The 15,892-nt window shown below is 50.1% G+C and carries 11 protein-coding genes and 7 pseudogenes; 10 read left to right on the forward strand and 8 right to left on the reverse strand.

Annotated features, from left to right (window positions below; translation table 11 throughout):
* Positions 1-406: 406 nt before the first annotated feature.
* Positions 407-574 (forward strand): annotated as a pseudogene (gene tnpA / locus OVA10_RS23255) (IS66 family insertion sequence element accessory protein TnpA); the annotation flags it as partial.
* 82 nt (positions 575-656) lie between these two features.
* Positions 657-2,194: pseudogene (locus OVA10_RS23260) on the forward strand (IS3 family transposase).
* 78 nt (positions 2,195-2,272) lie between these two features.
* On the opposite strand, the pseudogene OVA10_RS23265 reads toward OVA10_RS23260, so the two are convergent.
* The 7 genes and pseudogenes from OVA10_RS23265 to OVA10_RS23295 all read right to left on the reverse strand — a co-directional run.
* Positions 2,273-2,611 (reverse strand): annotated as a pseudogene (locus OVA10_RS23265) (transposase domain-containing protein); the annotation flags it as partial.
* 19 nt (positions 2,612-2,630) lie between these two features.
* Positions 2,631-2,741: pseudogene (locus tag OVA10_RS23270) on the reverse strand (IS66 family insertion sequence element accessory protein TnpB); the annotation flags it as partial.
* 438 nt (positions 2,742-3,179) lie between these two features.
* The gene (locus OVA10_RS23275) at positions 3,180-3,716 is read right to left on the reverse strand and encodes a fimbrial protein (RefSeq protein WP_268196981.1); all 537 of its coding nucleotides are present in this window, start codon (positions 3,714-3,716) and stop codon (positions 3,180-3,182) included.
* Positions 3,717-3,795: 79 nt separating this feature from the next.
* Positions 3,796-4,647, reverse strand: a complete 852-nt coding sequence (locus OVA10_RS23280; protein WP_268196982.1) for a fimbrial protein — start codon at positions 4,645-4,647, stop codon at positions 3,796-3,798.
* A gap of 197 nt (positions 4,648-4,844) precedes the next feature.
* On the reverse strand, positions 4,845-7,373 hold the full coding sequence (locus tag OVA10_RS23285; protein ID WP_268196983.1) for a fimbria/pilus outer membrane usher protein: 2,529 nt from the start codon (positions 7,371-7,373) through the stop codon (positions 4,845-4,847).
* 115 nt (positions 7,374-7,488) lie between these two features.
* Positions 7,489-8,175, reverse strand: a complete 687-nt coding sequence (locus OVA10_RS23290; RefSeq protein WP_268196984.1) for a fimbrial biogenesis chaperone — start codon at positions 8,173-8,175, stop codon at positions 7,489-7,491.
* A gap of 92 nt (positions 8,176-8,267) precedes the next feature.
* Complete coding sequence (locus OVA10_RS23295; RefSeq protein ID WP_268196985.1) at positions 8,268-8,783, reverse strand: fimbrial protein; 516 nt, start codon at positions 8,781-8,783, stop codon at positions 8,268-8,270.
* Between the two features lie 616 nt (positions 8,784-9,399).
* Here OVA10_RS23295 and OVA10_RS23300 point away from each other — a divergent pair.
* The 4 genes and pseudogenes from OVA10_RS23300 to OVA10_RS23310 all read left to right on the forward strand — a co-directional run bounded on the left by OVA10_RS23300 (position 9,400) and on the right by OVA10_RS23310 (position 11,767).
* Positions 9,400-9,540 carry a hypothetical protein gene (locus OVA10_RS23300; RefSeq protein ID WP_268196986.1) on the forward strand — a complete coding sequence of 47 codons (141 nt, stop codon included), beginning with the start codon at positions 9,400-9,402 and terminating at the stop codon, positions 9,538-9,540.
* Positions 9,541-9,587: 47 nt separating this feature from the next.
* Positions 9,588-9,683: pseudogene (locus OVA10_RS26230) on the forward strand (helix-turn-helix domain-containing protein); the annotation flags it as partial.
* 480 nt (positions 9,684-10,163) lie between these two features.
* Positions 10,164-11,040: pseudogene (locus tag OVA10_RS23305) on the forward strand (IS66 family transposase); the annotation flags it as partial.
* Between the two features lie 112 nt (positions 11,041-11,152).
* The gene (locus tag OVA10_RS23310; protein ID WP_268196987.1) at positions 11,153-11,767 is read left to right on the forward strand and encodes a DUF2913 family protein; all 615 of its coding nucleotides are present in this window, start codon (positions 11,153-11,155) and stop codon (positions 11,765-11,767) included.
* A gap of 4 nt (positions 11,768-11,771) precedes the next feature.
* Here the strand turns inward: OVA10_RS23310 and OVA10_RS23315 are convergent, their stop codons facing one another.
* Positions 11,772-11,960: a hypothetical protein gene (locus tag OVA10_RS23315; RefSeq protein WP_268196988.1), complete on the reverse strand. Its 189-nt coding sequence runs from the start codon at positions 11,958-11,960 to the stop codon at positions 11,772-11,774.
* Between the two features lie 484 nt (positions 11,961-12,444).
* Here OVA10_RS23315 and OVA10_RS23320 point away from each other — a divergent pair.
* From OVA10_RS23320 to OVA10_RS23335, 4 genes and pseudogenes are all read left to right on the forward strand, one after another.
* Positions 12,445-12,611, forward strand: a pseudogene (locus OVA10_RS23320) (type VI secretion system contractile sheath small subunit); the annotation flags it as partial.
* A 106-nt stretch (positions 12,612-12,717) separates the two neighbouring features.
* Positions 12,718-13,806, forward strand: coding sequence for an acyltransferase family protein (locus OVA10_RS23325; protein ID WP_268196989.1), 1,089 nt, complete (start codon positions 12,718-12,720; stop codon positions 13,804-13,806).
* A gap of 66 nt (positions 13,807-13,872) precedes the next feature.
* On the forward strand, positions 13,873-14,304 hold the full coding sequence (locus OVA10_RS23330; RefSeq protein ID WP_268196990.1) for a helix-turn-helix domain-containing protein: 432 nt from the start codon (positions 13,873-13,875) through the stop codon (positions 14,302-14,304).
* 620 nt (positions 14,305-14,924) lie between these two features.
* Positions 14,925-15,692 (forward strand): carbonic anhydrase, encoded by a 768-nt coding sequence (locus OVA10_RS23335; protein ID WP_268196991.1) that lies wholly within the window; start codon positions 14,925-14,927, stop codon positions 15,690-15,692.
* Positions 15,693-15,892: the final 200 nt, after the last annotated feature.

The raw sequence follows: 15,892 nt of genomic DNA on the forward strand, positions 1-15,892 counted from the left end.
AGGACTTATAAATATGATAATGGGTTGTGAAATGCAACCTGTTCTTCTGTTGCCTTATAATCCGTCTATAATCACAGGAACTAACGTTCGCCGTATCGTAGTATTTATACCCGATAATCACATCATATTACTGACGACTCTGCAACAGAGTCGCTATGTTGCTGAAGCAGTCAGCGATGCCGTTACCAATGCTGCTCCTCAGCCGAAGTCCAGCCAGTTGGTTATGGCATACACTGCTGCACCAAGTTGATGACCTGCACCAGCTTTTTGCACTCCGGGCTGCCTCATCTAATCTGCCTCCCCCTTGCCTGGCAGCGTTACTTCGTAAGCATCCGGTGAACTCATATTTTCATAATTATTTCAGCGGGTAATATCAGCAACATCTTTAACTGACGAAGGATGTTTACTGATGAAACAACGATGGTTCATTGAGCAGAAAAAACAGCATGTCGCCAGCTGGCGGGCCAGCGGTCTTACCCGTCAGCAGTATTGCGAACTTAACGATATTCCCTTTACTTCATTTCGTGAATGGCCGCAGGATGTCGCAAAGGCCGAACGACGCGCAAGCGAACCCGCTGCGTATTACCATGCAGGAGATCGGTGAGTAACCCCCTGTGTCAGCATAGTTGTCGCCTCAATTTTTTAAGGAGATAACAATGCCAGGACAACCAATACCAATTGAGCTCAAAGAGAAAGGACTGATATGGCTTTTGCCACCATACTGCTGGTCACATCGTCAGATAGCCCGTAAGCTGAAGATCAGCGCCTCAGTTGTATCAAAATGGAGATGTGAGTTAGTGGAGCAAGGACTTTTACCTGAAAATGAAAAGATTACCTCCGTTGACGGTGAGGACTGGACACCGGAACGTCGATTCTCTGTTGTTCTTGAGACGGCTACGCTGTCAGAAATGGAGCTTGCTGATTATTGCCGTCGTATGGGATTGTTTGTTGAACAGGTCAAAGAATAGCGGGCTATCTCAATTCAGGCGCATGAAAAAAAACTGACGGAAAATATTCGAACAGACAGGGCATTACGTGACGCAAAAAATAAGTTACGAGAGCTGGAGAAAGAGCTTCAGCGTAAAGATAAAGCTCTGGCAGAAGCAGCTGCACTTCTGATGCTAAGGGAAAAGTTCAATGCCCTCTGGGACAACAGCGAGGAAGACTGACACCTCTTTCGGAGCGGCAGAAAATCATATCCCTTGTAGGTGATGCGGTCAGTCAGGGAGCATCCAAAACGCGGGCCTGTCAGTGCATTGGCATTTCTATTCGGACACTTCAGCGCTGGGGTGACGGTGAGTATATTAAGGCCGACAGAAGGCCTGATATAACGAACCGGATCCCTCGGAATAAGCTGTCGGAAGCAGAGAGACAACAAATTCTTGAATTATGCAATTCACCAGAATTTTCATCTTTGCCGCCAAATGTCATTGTTCCGACGCTGGCGGATAAAGGTATTTATATTGTTTCTGAATCAACCTTCTATCGTGTGTTAAGAGACGCTAACCAGTTGACCAGAAGATCACGGGAAAGCCGGTATACGCGGCCTGACGCACTTAAAGCAACAGGACCCAATCAGGTCTGGAGTTGGGACATTAGTTATCTGGCCTCCAGGGTCAGAGGACAACATTTTTATCTCTATATGATCGTCGATATTTACAGCCGTAAAATTATCGCTGCAGAAGTCTTTGCCAGTGAATCCGGCAAGCATGCGGCAGAATTGCTGCAAAGAGCGATATGGCGTGAAAAATGTTCATCCCAAAATCTGGTGCTTCATTCCGATAACGGAGGCCCGATGAGAAGTTATACGATGCTCGCAAAAATGTATGCACTCGGTGTACTCAGTTCATATTCTCGCCCCCGAGTCAGCAATGATAACCCTTACTCTGAATCGCTATTCCGCACGCTGAAATATTGCCCATGGTGGCCTGAAAATGGCTTTCAGGATATCGATGATGCCCGTGCATGGGTCACCCGCTTTGTGGGTTGGTATAACCAGGAACACAAGCACAGCGGAATTAAATATGTCACACCGGATGAACGCCACCGTGGTGCCGATACTGGAATACTTTCGGCCAGGAAAGTGGTCTACCAACTAGCCCGCCAACAAAATCCGGAACGCTGGGGTAAAGAAATTCGCAACTGGAGTCCTATATATGAGGTATACCTGAACCCCGAAAAAGAAGCGGCATAACGTAATTTTATTACAAAAAGCGACAACTACCTTGAAAAACGCCGTTATTGGGTGATCTCCGTTCATGAAAATACGCATTTCTGTCGGCGGCAGCGTGCGGGTTTCGCGGGTAAGTGAGGCCGGAAGCGGTTTGCGGGCGGAAGACTGTCGCAGTGGCTGGGGTAATACCAGATCATGCTGCTCGCCCGGCACCTCAGCCATCTCCTCCTGCAGGGCACCGATGCGTTCTTCCGCCTCCCGTACCTGACGCGCGTTTTTTTCACGCAGCTTTTCGAAGCTTTTGCCGAACTGTATACGCTGCAGTTCAGCAACCAACGCCTTCAGGCGGTTATACTCCGCCATTTTGAAAATGGTGGTCTGCTGCACCTGCAACAGCACTCTGAGCCGGGCGTTTTCATCGAGCAGTGAGGTATTCATATCCCTACTTTAAAGCTGGTTATATCCGCAAGCCAGAACGTTTCGTCCGCCGAGGATACTTCCAGTTTATGCCTTCGAGCAGCATGGATAGCTGTGCAGGCGTTAGATAGATTTTACCGTCATGGGTCAGCAGGGCCGCCAGCGGGAAGGTGGCGGTGCAGCTCTGAGTGTCCACGTCTGCGCTCATGACGCTGCAAGTGGAAAGCACCGTTGAGTGTTCGCTGTCCCTGGCTATCTGCACCGCTATGTTGGGGGCCGCAGTGGCCAACGGTTCGGTATTTGCAAACAGCGTTGCGTTGGTGCCGTCCGGCGTTCCGGTATATGTGGCTTTGACCGTTGTGGTACCGGCGGGCAGTTCTCAGGTTGAGAGTAAAGCTCTTCCAGGTTCCAGCATGCCCCGCTACCGACACAGGGCTGACGGTACAGGATGAAGCGATAACCTTTCCGGTAATATTGACATTGGTGGCGTGCGCATTTGTGCCCGGCAGGACAGTGAGGGCGGACAGCAACATGTTGAGCATAAAAACACGTTTAAACACAAATGGCTCTCGTGCCAGGGGTAACACAATCAATTGTAGGTAAAGCTCATCAGCACCACGGTACTGATGTTGCCGACGGTGCCACCGCCTGCGGTGCTGTAGGGGCGAGCCTGCAGGTCAAAGGTGGCTTTTTTGCTGGCGTCTACGTTGACTGTCATGGTGCTGTTCTTGCCCTTGTCGGCGACGGTGCCGGAACGGTTTTGCAACTGAACAGAGACATTGGTGGCATAGCCGATGCCGGTGGTGTTGGCGTACTTGTTGGCATCGGCGCCGTCGGCGGTGCCGTCAAAAGTTGCCCTGACTGAGGTGGTGCCGGCCGGGCAGTTGCTCAGGGTGACGTCGAAGGTCTTCCAGTCGCCGTATGAGGCGGCCGAGTTCATCACGGCAGCAGTGACATCAGGCATGGAGACGTTATAGATGCCGCTGTTGTCGACGGTACAGGCGGCGGCCGTTACCTTGCCGGTTATGTTGATGGTCACCGGGTCGGCAAGCACGCTGGTGATGGTGAGTGCGCCCATTACGACCAGGGGAAAAAGTTCTTTCTTAACAGAATGCAAAGTCGTCACGGTGAATATCCTTATTATTTGAGGTTGCGTGCGTTCGCGACCAGTCACATAAGAAAAATTGGAAAAGACTACTTATTATTTATTGGTAAGTCAGGTTCAACGTAGCGGTAGCATTCGCATCACCGGGGGTCACAGTGCTCGCAGTCTGGAAATAACGCGCTGTAAAGGCAGACGCCGGGAATTCCAGTCCGCCGGAGGAATTTTTAAGTACCACGTTAGTGTTATTTCTTAATATCGCTCCATCATACAACAGCTGAATACCGACGCCGCTGGCCACCCCCACAGTTCCCGCACCAGTTAATTGAATCACGCTGTTATCGGATGTCCCGGTATTTTGGGTGAAGCTGAGCGAGGCATTAATACGCGCCCCCGCATCACACTCCAAGCCAATGGTAAAAGGTTGATCGCCTTTGGTAGAATTGACGCCAGTAAAACTGCTGGATAATACCGTATCCAGATGGACATTGACACTGGGTGTTGTAATAGAACAAGCAAGTACATTAACTGTAACAGGAGTGAAACTATAGGTAAACACAGGGCCTCTATCAATGCCGGTAACAGATGTTCTATGGTTCATGGCAATTGCTGGAATATTTAAAACACCAGAAACTGTAGAGCCTGTTTTCACTAAAGACCAGGTGTCAGTAAATGTTGTGACGCCATTATAATCAATCCCCCTTTTTACCGCTGAGTTGTTTATAGCCGTGTTCGTCATTGTTAGATATGTGCCAGTGGCGGAGTTAAGGTTTACCCATTTAAATCCCACACCGTTTAGAACTGTGTTTCTGTAGTCGGCGACAGGACTGCTACCATAATCGATGTTCGAGGAGCTTAAATATATATCCCACGCACCATCTTGATCTTGAGTGCTTCCTGTTGGATCACATGTTATTTTTGTAGTGCTTTGCGCAGTGGCAATAACAGTACCCACAGCAGCATCCCTCTGAACAGTGACAACAGCAGGGAAATTAACAGTTGTATTTGGTGAAGTGCAAGTCCCCCAAGATGCTTTTGAAATTATTGATAGAAAAAAATACATTGAGTAATAATAACGTATGCGTTTATTTATTACGTTCATAAAATATAAAATCTCTCTTATGGATTAAACTATAATTATTGGTTAGCCACTTATAGACATTGCCCGTTAATGGTCGCAATCCCGTTCACATTTTGTGGCAGGCTGTAATTCACGCGGCACTGTTCATCCTGGCTGCTGCCCCATTGCACTTTCAACTGGCCGCGTTGCATCAGACCGGTTAGGTACACCTGACCAGCATCCCCGACAATAAAACCCTCAGCATCTTTGCTGTCGCTGGCTGACACGATGGCTCCAAACGGCACCGGCTTGCCGCCCTGGTACAGAAGCGTCATCAATACCCGGTTGCCCACGCTGGTCTGGTAACGCGCCCTGACCACTGCACCCCGCGTTGGCACTACGATCTGCGTGGTGATGGCCACCTCGGTGTTGTCGGCGAAGCTCTCAGTATTGAGCGTCACGTCGTTCTTGCGGTACGGACTGGCATACGGCACTACTGCGTAACCCCGGAAGTCGGTCTTCACTCCGGTCTGGCCCTGCACGGCGACGCTTTTCGCATCAGGTGCGGCAACCAGGACCACGGTTTCACCCAGTGGCTGGCCAAACGTCACGCCGTTTTCATGGGTTAGAATGCCGCCCTGCACACCATAGTTCAGGCGTTGGCTGTCGTTGTCATACGCATACCCGCCGTTGACTTCGCCGTAAGTGGCCCGCCAGTCTGCATTGACACTGCCACTATTGCCCTGGCCTTTCGTGCCATACCCTTGCTGCGCGCTCCAGTTCAGGTTGTTGCACTCCAACACCGTGCCGCTCACGCTCACGCTGTGGGTGGTGTTACCGTTCTTGCTGCTGTTGGCAATGTAGTTGACGTAGTTTGTGCTTCTGTCCCCGAATAACTTACTCAAAGGCACGCTCACGTTGACCGCAAGCAATTGGTCCTTGTCGTATGTACGGTCGCTCTTGCCTGACTCAGCGGTGCCGTAGGACGCCTGCGAGTTGCGGTTGTAGGTGTAGTTGACCCCGTAACTGATGCCGTCCCAAGAGTTGTTGTAGCTCACCCCGTAAGATTCCATACGCCGGTCGCTATTCCAGTAGTCTTCCCGCGCCGCGGTTATACCCAGGTTGCCGCCTCCATGCCACAGGTCCTGTGACAGCGTCAGCTCCGCACGGTTGCGTCGTCGTTCCGGCAAAGAATAGCTATTGCCACTGGTGTAGGTGTCCAGCACTTCCTGCATGCCCCGGTAACCGTCAGTGGCATAGCGGTAACCCGCTAGCGAGAATTTAGTGCCGGTGGTCACGAAGTTCTTGCTGTAGCGAACGCGCCAGGACTGCCCGTTTTCCTTCTGTTGGTCTTTCTGTTTCGACCAGGCCTGCGTCACGTCGACCGACAGGGCTCCAAAATCGCCCAGGTTCTTGCCTACACCCGCCGCCAGCGACTGATACTTGCTGGCAAACTGGCCGCCGCCGTAAATGGTGAATCCTGCGGGCAGGCCGTAAATCAACGTTCCTCCGCTCAGCGGGGTCTTGTCCACGCTGTTGTCGTACGAGCGGTACACCCCTGCGTTGGCCGAATATTTCAGGCGGCCTTCACGCTGTAACACCGGCAGTGAGGCAAATGGAATGACCAGCAACTGCTCGCTCCCGTCGGATTCCTTTATAGTGACGTTCAGGTCACCGGAGCCCCCGGTCGGGAACATGTCGGTGATTTCAAAGCTGCCCGGCGACACGTAGGCCTGGTAAATCACATAACCGTTCTGGCGAATAGTCACTTGGGCATTGCTGCGGGCGATACCACGCACAATCGGCGCATAGCCACGCTGGCTTTCCGGCAACATGTCGTCATCGGATGCCAGTTGCCCCCCCCGAAACGGGATACTGTCAAACACATCGGCCGCGGTAGTGGTGTCTCCAGCTGTCAACTGGCCCTCGAGGGCAATGATTTCGCGCTGGGCATAGGTGTAGACCGTGTCCCACTTGTCGTTGGTCTGTCCATTGCGACCCTCGGTGCTGCTGCGGGTCCAGGTGGTGTAGTTGCGCAACCGCCACGGGCCGATGTTTATACCGGGTCGCAAGTTGACGTACTGGTTGCTGCTGCCATTGGCGTGCCCGCTCTTTGCATAGTTGTTAGAACCGGTGAAGCTGTAGTTGAGCAGGGCAGCCGGAATGCCCTCATCCCACGACTTAGGATCCACCCAGCCACGGGCGTAGTTGTTGACCGCCGACTGCGGAAAGCTCAGCAACAGCTGTTGGCGTGGAAAGTGGAAATCGCTGCTGGCCTGAGGAATGGCCTCCAGGTTGGCGCAGGCACCGCCCGGTGCTCCAAGACCCGGGAATTTTTTGACCAGCACGCCCCAACTGGCCAGGTCGCTGACCGGGATGCAAGGTTGCAGTGTCTCATTGCCCTTGCCGTCTTTGCCCAGCCGGAACTCCACGTTACGGGTGTCCATCATTTCGTTGTTGAGGAATAGGTCAACCCGGTAGATACCTGGCAACTGACCGCCCTTGTCTTCAAAGGTGCTGAGGTCTACTGCGTTCTGGCCTTGCGTCCCCAATTCAAGCAGGGCGGGGTTAAAATAGTCCCGCGCCTGTGCCGTCATCATTGTCCCGGACATCAGGGCCATCTGAGCTGCCACCAGGTGTGCCAAATGGCTCAAGCGCACTCGGAATTTATTTTTATTGTTGATCCTTCGCTACTCCTCTCGCTCCTGAATACCTATCTTCAGCATCAACATGCTATCAGCGCATTGATGTGTGCTCTGCGCCGATGCCCCCGTAATCACTGATGATTTTCCAACTGACCGGGCCACTCGTATTGGCCGGGACGGTAAAGGTGGCCTGGCCCATAGGGAGCACGTAGGTGATGTCCTTGACCTCACGTCCGCCGACTTTGACCTGCTGGAAGTTCATAACGAACGGCGTCGGGTTGGTGACGGTCAACCGGTTGCCGCTCTGTGCCCAGGTTAGTTTGCTAGTGAAGTCTTCCGGCACGCCCTTCAGACCGTGCGGGCGGTAGAGCAGTTTGATACGGGTCTTGACCGCAATCTGCAGGGTGTTGACCCCTTCTTTTTTACTGCCCCTCGGGATGGACTTGACATTCAGCCAGTAAAGCGACTCGCGATCTTCCGGGAGGCTGCCGCCGGTGCGCACAATACGCAGCAGGTTCTTCTGGTTACCGTCGAGGCGAAACAGCGGAGGCGTGATAATAAAGGGAGCTTTCTCAGCGCCACCGTTTTGGGTCTCCGTCCAGGACTGGATCAGATAGGGGTTGATGTCCGTGTTGGTGACGCTCAGTGAAGCCTCCTTTTTCCCACCATTGTAAATCAAGCGGGTGCCACCGACGGTGACGCCGCCGACGTTGGTCGCCTGAGCGAAGGTGCTGCTCAGCAATAAAAAAAGGCAAATGACTTTAAACCCGGTATTCATGACAATTCCGTACTCCGAAAAAAGCGGGTCGACCGGAGTCTGCCCGCAGGGATAACTTCCCAACCAAGACGTGGCGAGGAAGCGACAATCGATTAGTTGTAAACGATTGTGAAGTTGCTGGTCGAGTTCGCTGGGCCTGCCTTCACGGGCAGTGAGGTTGCCAGGTAACGGGCCACGAATTTCAGGTCGTTGGTCCCGGCTGTTAGCTCATAAGCGGTAGAGGCGGTGTACAACGGCACGACGGCGTTGGATTTATCCATTAACTGAATACCCACGTTGGTTGCCACGCCAGTTTCTTGCGTTAGCTGCAGGATGGTGTTGTCGTTGTCATCTGCCTTGCCATCAAACTTCACTTGTGCCGAGGTTACTGAATCCGGGCAGTTGGTCAGGTTGATTTTGAACTCGGTCGGTGCAGCACTGCGGTTACCGGTGGTGAAGGCAGAACTGGCAACGGTACCCAGAGTCACGAGCAGCGGGTTATTCATGTTGTTGGTGACGGTGCACGCATCATCGGTGATAGCACCAACGAATTCGATTTTACCGTCAGCAGCAAGGGCAGAAGAGGACAGAGCTCCGGCAACCACAGCAGCAATCAGATTCTTTTTCATGTAAAACTCCCTTTGGTTCGAGATGCGCGCATCTCATTTGATGGTTATTTATTTTAACGCATGTTATTCTTGGCTGTTAGGAACGTAAAGTGAGCAGATAATTGTTCATTTTGTTCCAGACTGACAATGAATAATTCCTTTGTCGATAGCCCTACATTTTCCTCAATCCTTACTATTATCAGTTACGACATTCTTACAATCCCTTCTGAGATATGCTTTAAGGCGAGAAAAATTTTGCTATGTTGTGTTAACGAAATTTTTTTCGTTTTAAGACTAGCAACCAGCAATAAAGTCAAAAATTTAAAATAAAACATTCTGAGTGATATTTTTGGTTGTTTCAGGTGTCGTTAACTTTTGCTCGGAAAGCTGTCCGGAGATGGTGGGTCAAGATCAGTATCAGAAATTTTTTTACCAAGTTCGACCAGAGCAGGTTATATACCAGTGCTCAATGAAGGTCCTTGATTTTGTTAAGAATGAGGATCAAGAATGCCGTCATGGATATTCATGTGATGCCCGAGCAATGAATCGCACAGGAGATGCTGCACAAAAGCAGAGATTGTCGTATGCGTGACAGAATTCGTTGCGTCCTGCTTGCTGCTGATGGGGGGCTGCAGTTATGACCTTGAAATCTCAGCTGATTGATGAAGCGACGGTTAGTCGCCATCTGAATGACTGGCTTAATGATGAAAAACTTAACCCCGAAAATGGCTACTTACAAAGCCATCTCAGCGAAGCGCAAACCTCAGGGCTTATCTGACACTGTTCATCACGCAGGCCTTCATTACTCTTGCAGAAGAATGGTGTAACATTCGTTATAGCGTGCCGGGTACGAATAAATTGCTGCACCGCAACGGCTTCAGCTACAAAAAACCAGCAGTAGAGCCTCCTAAGTTCAGCGAGCTCATCCCATTCATCGACGGCGTTCTAAAAAACCACAATAATAACCCGCATGTTTAAATGTAAATCTTGCGATGAAGACGTCTCAACATAAAAAATGGCAGACCTTGTTATTTGATGAACAGGAAAGGCAAAAGTTGAAAAAAAACAGGCTTACGTAACCAGACTTTATTGCAGGACTGGTTTCAGGGTTTAAAGTACGATGCCCTGGATGTAATGAAAGTAACTGGGATTATACATAATATTTCGCGATGAATGTCTGAATGAGCACTGGTTCAGCGATATAGTTCACGCCAGGTGCGTATTACCACTCAGAGAGATCGCCTAATAACATCCATCGAGATCGGGTAATAACCATCGTTCATCTTCGCCAGAATACGCAATGAGTGCACATCACTGTGTATCTTCAGCTTCCCGTGGGCCTCACTGACATCTCATTAAGTGGATATATTGCCATCAGCGCGTGAAGAAGTTGCAGTTACGCTTCAGAAGGAAAGTGATGCACTCACCGGTCGGACCGACGCTCCCGCAGTTCCACGACCACTCCGCCAGACCCGTACACGTAAACCGTTCCCCGAATCGCTGCCGCGTGATAAAAGGCGCATGCTTCCAGCTGAATCCTGTTGCCCGGACTGTGGTGGTTCGTTGAGTTACCTGAGTGAAGATGCAGCAGAACAGCTGGAGTTGGTGCGCAGTGCCTTCCGGGTTATCCACACCGTACGCGAAAAACACGCCTGCACGAAGTGTGACAGTATCGTTCAGGCTCCTGCGCCTTCACGCCCCATCGAACGAGGTATAGCCGGGCCGGGTACTCACCTCAAAGTACTCAGAGCATACGCCGCTGTATCGTCAGTCAGAAATACATGCCCGTCAGGGTGTTGAACTGAGCCGTTAGGTGCTGTGGGGTATGCAGTCGATTACTGTCACCGCTGGACGAAGCCCTCCAGGGCTATGTGCTGACCGGTGGCAAACTCCATGCGGACGATATGCCAATGCAGGTGTTGTTGCCGGGCAATAAAAAGACGAAAACAGAGCGGCTGTGGACGTACGTTCGTGACGATCGTAACGCCGGGTTCAATGAGCTCTACCGTGAAGGCCGGATAAGGGAAGCCGCCTGCAGGGTTCCCCCCGCAGAAAGATCCACGATGTGCACGTCCGCCCCCCGTAAGCCCTGACGGAAGAATCTCTGAGGCAGAGCGGTCAGTTGTACACTATCGAAGCGGACATAAGGGGAATGCCAGCAGAACAACGCCTTGCTGAACGTCAGCGGAAAACGAAACCGCTGCTTAGTGCACTGGAAAGTTGGCTGTGTGAAAAGATGAAAAACCTGTCGCGACACTCGGAGCTGACAAAAGCGTTCGTAGATTCACCATGCGGTGCTTGAGGTGTTTTAACAGTCACTTGCCCGTTAGTGATGGTGCTAAGCAAAACAAGGCTTTCATCTTTTCCCCCTCCGTTTATACTCCAGCACCATGAAACAGAACAACATATTCACTGCAGAAAAAAACCTGCCCGCGCTGGGGCATTTCGCCTGGTGTGCTCTTGTGGCGCTCAGGCTTGCACAGCGCGACGGACAGGCACAGTCGCCGCTTATGGAACATGCCTTCCTGATGCGCTGGCTTGGAACAGCCCAGCGGCAGAAACGCTTTTCCCGCGCCATTGCCGGTGAAATTGAGGACCTGCTGCGGTTCGGGCGTCAGAAAGGGGCAGGGGCGCAGCTTCAGCAGCGCCTGGAAGGCGTGCTGACCGCCAGCAATGGTCAGGGGCAAGAGCAGTCTGAACTGCATCGTCTGACGTTCGCCATTGACCGGCTTAAATCGCAGGGCTGGATAAATGCGGTGGTGACGGATAAGGAATGGCGGCGGGAGAGCCTTCAGAGAGAGTATGCAGGGGAGCGTGCGATGCTGGTCCGTAAATCAGAGCTGGTGCGCCAGTTCTCGGACGCCGGCAGACTGATGGCACCGGTCACCTTCATGGTTACCGGTGAGCCGGATGTGGTGTGTGATACCCTGTTTGCATTCGCTCTGCTGTCTGAGGTCGCAGAGCCGAACTTCATTATCCTGAGACCGTCTTCTGACGGCCTCTGAGGCGCTACAGAGAGACGGCTGTGAGCGTCCAGTAAAAAGGCAGAATGGGCGTAGTCAGCCCTGGGTGCAGGCTCGCTTTCAGCAGGGCCGACTCTTCCGGCTGCCACATCCGCTGGCGCCCCAGCAGCCCCTCACCGCAGAAAGCAAGCCCCAGCTCGCAGGCTTTAATTTTTAAGGCTACCCGGGCAATCACCCGGGTGATGCCTTTTCCACGGGCGTAGTAGTGGGTGCGCTTCAGTCCAGGAGCGGGCTTTCCCTCTGCATCACAGTATGCCAGCTATCATGTGGACGCCGGCCAGCGGACGGCCCAGATCCTCAGCAATTACTCTGACCGTGCCGTAGTCCTGCCCGACGTAGCGCATTTCAGCCAGTGTCCAGCGCTGATGGCGGTTTCGTTACTTTCCGGTGTGGCTCATCCTTAAAGGCTTCCTGAAGCAAAGAAACGGAAGGGGAATACATGGTGCATGTAAACAATGTTATTCGCACAAAGATCAACAGACATTTTTATATGACACCATACCCAATAAAATCGATGCTTGATTCTGGCGCCCTGCCGGGCAACCGGATATATTGCGCGGGAATATGTTATCAAGCTGATATACCCTGTTGCTCTGTATTTACTCAGGCTGCCTGCGCATATTTCAGATTAATTTTTTCTCTGAAAGACAGGAGGTGTCGTGAGTAATTCCTTTCAGAACAGAATCCCTAAAGTACGCGTTAAGCTAAAGCCTGACCTGCATACGGGCGGGCAGCAAAAAAACTGCACTGCCCTTAAAACTGCTGGTAGCCGTTTATTTCAGCAACGGTGCAGAAGCGCCCCTTTTCTGAACACCAGAAAGTCAATAGTCCTGAGTCTACAGAAGGGTGTACACAAGCGACATGAGAAAACATCAATGCCCCGTCTGGGTCGCTAAATTATTCTCTCAACCGACATAGTGAATACCCTGAAAATGCTCTTAACACGCAACAACTTTTTAGACTTCCTGCGCCTCACTGCTGTTCTGCTGGTGATCACTTCGCATTATGCCTACATGTTTGATGCCAGCATTCTGATTGCCTTCCCGCGCGAATATCTGACGGGGGGGATCGGCCGGCTCGGCGTCTCACTTTTTTTTATGATATCGGGCGCGCTGGCATATGTTTCTCTTACACGTTACAGCCTGTCTGAATACTACGTCAGGCGGACCTGTTCGGTCCTTATACCCTACAACGTGGTGTATTTTACAGCAGGCCTCGCGCTTATAGTCCTGGGGCTTTACTTCCGCTACCCGGGAAATCCGCTGGAGCAACTGATGAATGGCGAGAGAAGCGTTATCTCGTTACTTCCCTCGATCGCAGGCATTGACCACTACCTGCATGGCGTGTGGGGAGTGGAGACTGCTTATCTTACCGGCGAATGGTTTGTCGGCTGTATAATTCTGCATTATGCCATCGCGCCACTTGTTTTCCGTGCAATTCAACTGGAACCGTTTCTGACGATGATGACTGCACTTGTCATCAGCATCCTTTGTTACGATAGCACCGTCGTAAACCCGTACTGGTCAGCTAAGGTGCGAATAAGTGACTTTGCGTCCGGTATGCTGTTTATACATTTTCTGCCCTGGTTCTTAAAATGGCGTGGCCTGCTTGCCGTGACGGGCATTGCGGTGATTCTTACCGGGTGCATAATGGCTGGCTTGTCACAGAAATCAATCAGGCACGTCCTCTTCCCGCTTGCACCGCGCAGTCTGATTTTTTCAGTGTCATTTCTGTTTATCTTACATGCATGCTATCCCGTTATTAACTTTTTTTTTACTCGACTCAGACTCCATAATATTGTTTCCGAGCTTGCCTCCAGGGCGTACATTATTATGCTTCTTCAGCATGTCGTGATTATATTTATCAGTGCTAATGTCAACATGCCGCAGTTGAATTCGGGTCTGGCTGTCTTGTTTTACGTGCTTGTATTAATAACGACGGAAAGAATTTCTGCGGCACTTAAAACAGCGGTTAAAGTGGCGGAAATTTTAACCGTGAAATGCATGCTTAAAAAAATGTAAAATGAAAATCGCATTGATTTCTCATTTTTATAATTTGGCATTAGATACTGTAAATGAGGGGGCATTATGTCATCAGAAATTAATCTGCTGCATTCCGACACGATGAGCAATATAAGAAGGGTCGTTCACGAAATACTTAACTGGATTGAGGTGAACATTCATCAACCAATGTCGGTAAAGGATATCGTCATAAGGTCTGGCTACTCTAAATTTTATCTGCAGCGTACGTTCAAATCTGTAACCGGTGAGCCAATTGCCCGCTACATTTGCAGACGAAAGCTGGGGGCAGCAGCCTGCTTGCTGCGTGAAAATGATACTGGCATATCAGATATCGCATTAGGACTTGGTTTTGAGGATATCTCAACCTTTTATCGTTGCTTCAGAAGGGAGTTTGGCCTTTCACCCGGCGAGTACCGTAAGCGCTGGAGAAAACCTTCAGAATTTATTATTTACCCGGAGGAGGACGCCACGGCACATTACCGTGAAGGAGACCGCTGAGTAATACGCAGCACTATCAGATGTCGCGATAATAAAGATAATGAAAGGATAGTGGCATCGTCCAGAGTATGTCTCGCCGAGGGAATAAGCAGGATAACGCAGTTATTGAGAGTCTGGCATCGAAAGCAGAATGCTACCACTTCAATGAATATAAAAATGCGGATGACTTAAAGCGAGACATTATTGACTACATTGATTAATAAAAACCATTGAGTATAAAGAAAAACCGGGCGCCCGGAATCAGGTGCAATCTCAATTAAGTCAGGCTGCATAAGTTGTTCAGGTGCCGGGATACAGTTGAAATTGACCTGTCCTCAGTATTAGATGCCACACTCAATTAGTAATGTCGTTTCTTTCACTATCAGCGTTCCCTTTCTCCTGTCTGTCTCAAATCCAGATGGCGACTGATAATTCAGCCCCCCTCTCCAGGCAGTATTTTTCTTTAATCAGTGTAAGTCCTTAAAATAAATCAATCGCAACGCAAAAATTAATATAAGCCGATGAGGGTGTCAAAATAAAACATAACCAATTGCATTTTAGAGGTGGGTGAAATGCAAAAGAAAGGTGGGCTGCTTATGTAAATTAAAGCTTTGAGATGGCATTATATAGGGATGTGAATTTTGAAAAATCAGGTAAATATTTTGTATAAACCATCTTCTTTTTTTTTATTGTTATGTCTTTCATCCTCATCCATTGCGACATCACATCATGAGCCTCACTGGGGCTATGAAGGCGAATCAGGGCCAGCTTACTGGGGCGAACTGAGTGAAGATTATAAACTTTGCAAGAAAGGTATGAAACAATCCCCAATCAATATCACACAAACGGTTACGCAAAAAAGCCTCCCTGCCACACTGAACTTCAGCCTGGTGGAACAGACTATACAGAATAATGGTCATACTATTCAGGTTTCTGCGCCTGGAGGCTCATCTGTGGCATTGAACGAACAACAGTTCAAACTTGTACAGTTTCACGTCCATACCCCTTCAGAAAACACCATTGAGGGCCAGCCTTTCCCGCTTGAGTTTCACTTCGTACACAAGAACGAAGAAGGAAGGCTTGCAGTTGTTGCCGTTATGGTGAAAGAGGGGCTGAGTAATTCAGCGATTGCAGGATTAATTGAAAACGCGCCTTCAGATGCTGGACAAAGTGCGAGCATTGATGAACGTATTTCAGTAGAAAGCCTTTTCCCGTTTTTTAAAGACTACTATTCATACGAAGGCTCACTGACTACGCCGCCTTGCAGTGAAGATGTTAAGTGGTTAGTGATGAAGTCTCCAGTAACAGCTTCTGCTTCACAGATTTTTTCTTTAAATGAAATAATTGGACATTCAAATAACCGCCCTGTGCAACAACTCAATGACAGGGTTATATTTGAATCCAATTGATTCATATCTTTTTTAATGCCATCGTTGCGCATGTTTAGTCTGCATGCGCAACGATGAACATCATATCAGGAGAAATAAAAAAACACCTTAAAATATTATTTTCGCGTGCTCTGCTTTAAGGTTCGGTCAGTGCTGTGACAAATCCGCATTTATTTATTATGATATTTCACATGATGCCTTTCCTTCCAGTAGACCACCAC

This window comes from Lelliottia sp. SL45 (assembly GCF_026672535.1).
In the GTDB taxonomy this organism is placed as follows: domain Bacteria; phylum Pseudomonadota; class Gammaproteobacteria; order Enterobacterales; family Enterobacteriaceae; genus Enterobacter; species Enterobacter nimipressuralis.

Coding starts and splice junctions, on each gene's coding strand:
- OVA10_RS23325 (WP_268196989.1), top strand. CDS start 12,718: ATGCTCTTAACACGCAACAACTTTTTAGACTTCCTGCGCCTCACTGCT.
- OVA10_RS23310 (WP_268196987.1), top strand. CDS start 11,153: ATGAAACAGAACAACATATTCACTGCAGAAAAAAACCTGCCCGCGCTG.
- OVA10_RS23290 (WP_268196984.1), bottom strand. CDS start 8,175: ATGAATACCGGGTTTAAAGTCATTTGCCTTTTTTTATTGCTGAGCAGC.
- OVA10_RS23295 (WP_268196985.1), bottom strand. CDS start 8,783: ATGAAAAAGAATCTGATTGCTGCTGTGGTTGCCGGAGCTCTGTCCTCT.
- OVA10_RS23300 (WP_268196986.1), top strand. CDS start 9,400: ATGACCTTGAAATCTCAGCTGATTGATGAAGCGACGGTTAGTCGCCAT.
- OVA10_RS23285 (WP_268196983.1), bottom strand. CDS start 7,373: ATGGCCCTGATGTCCGGGACAATGATGACGGCACAGGCGCGGGACTAT.
- OVA10_RS23330 (WP_268196990.1), top strand. CDS start 13,873: ATGTCATCAGAAATTAATCTGCTGCATTCCGACACGATGAGCAATATA.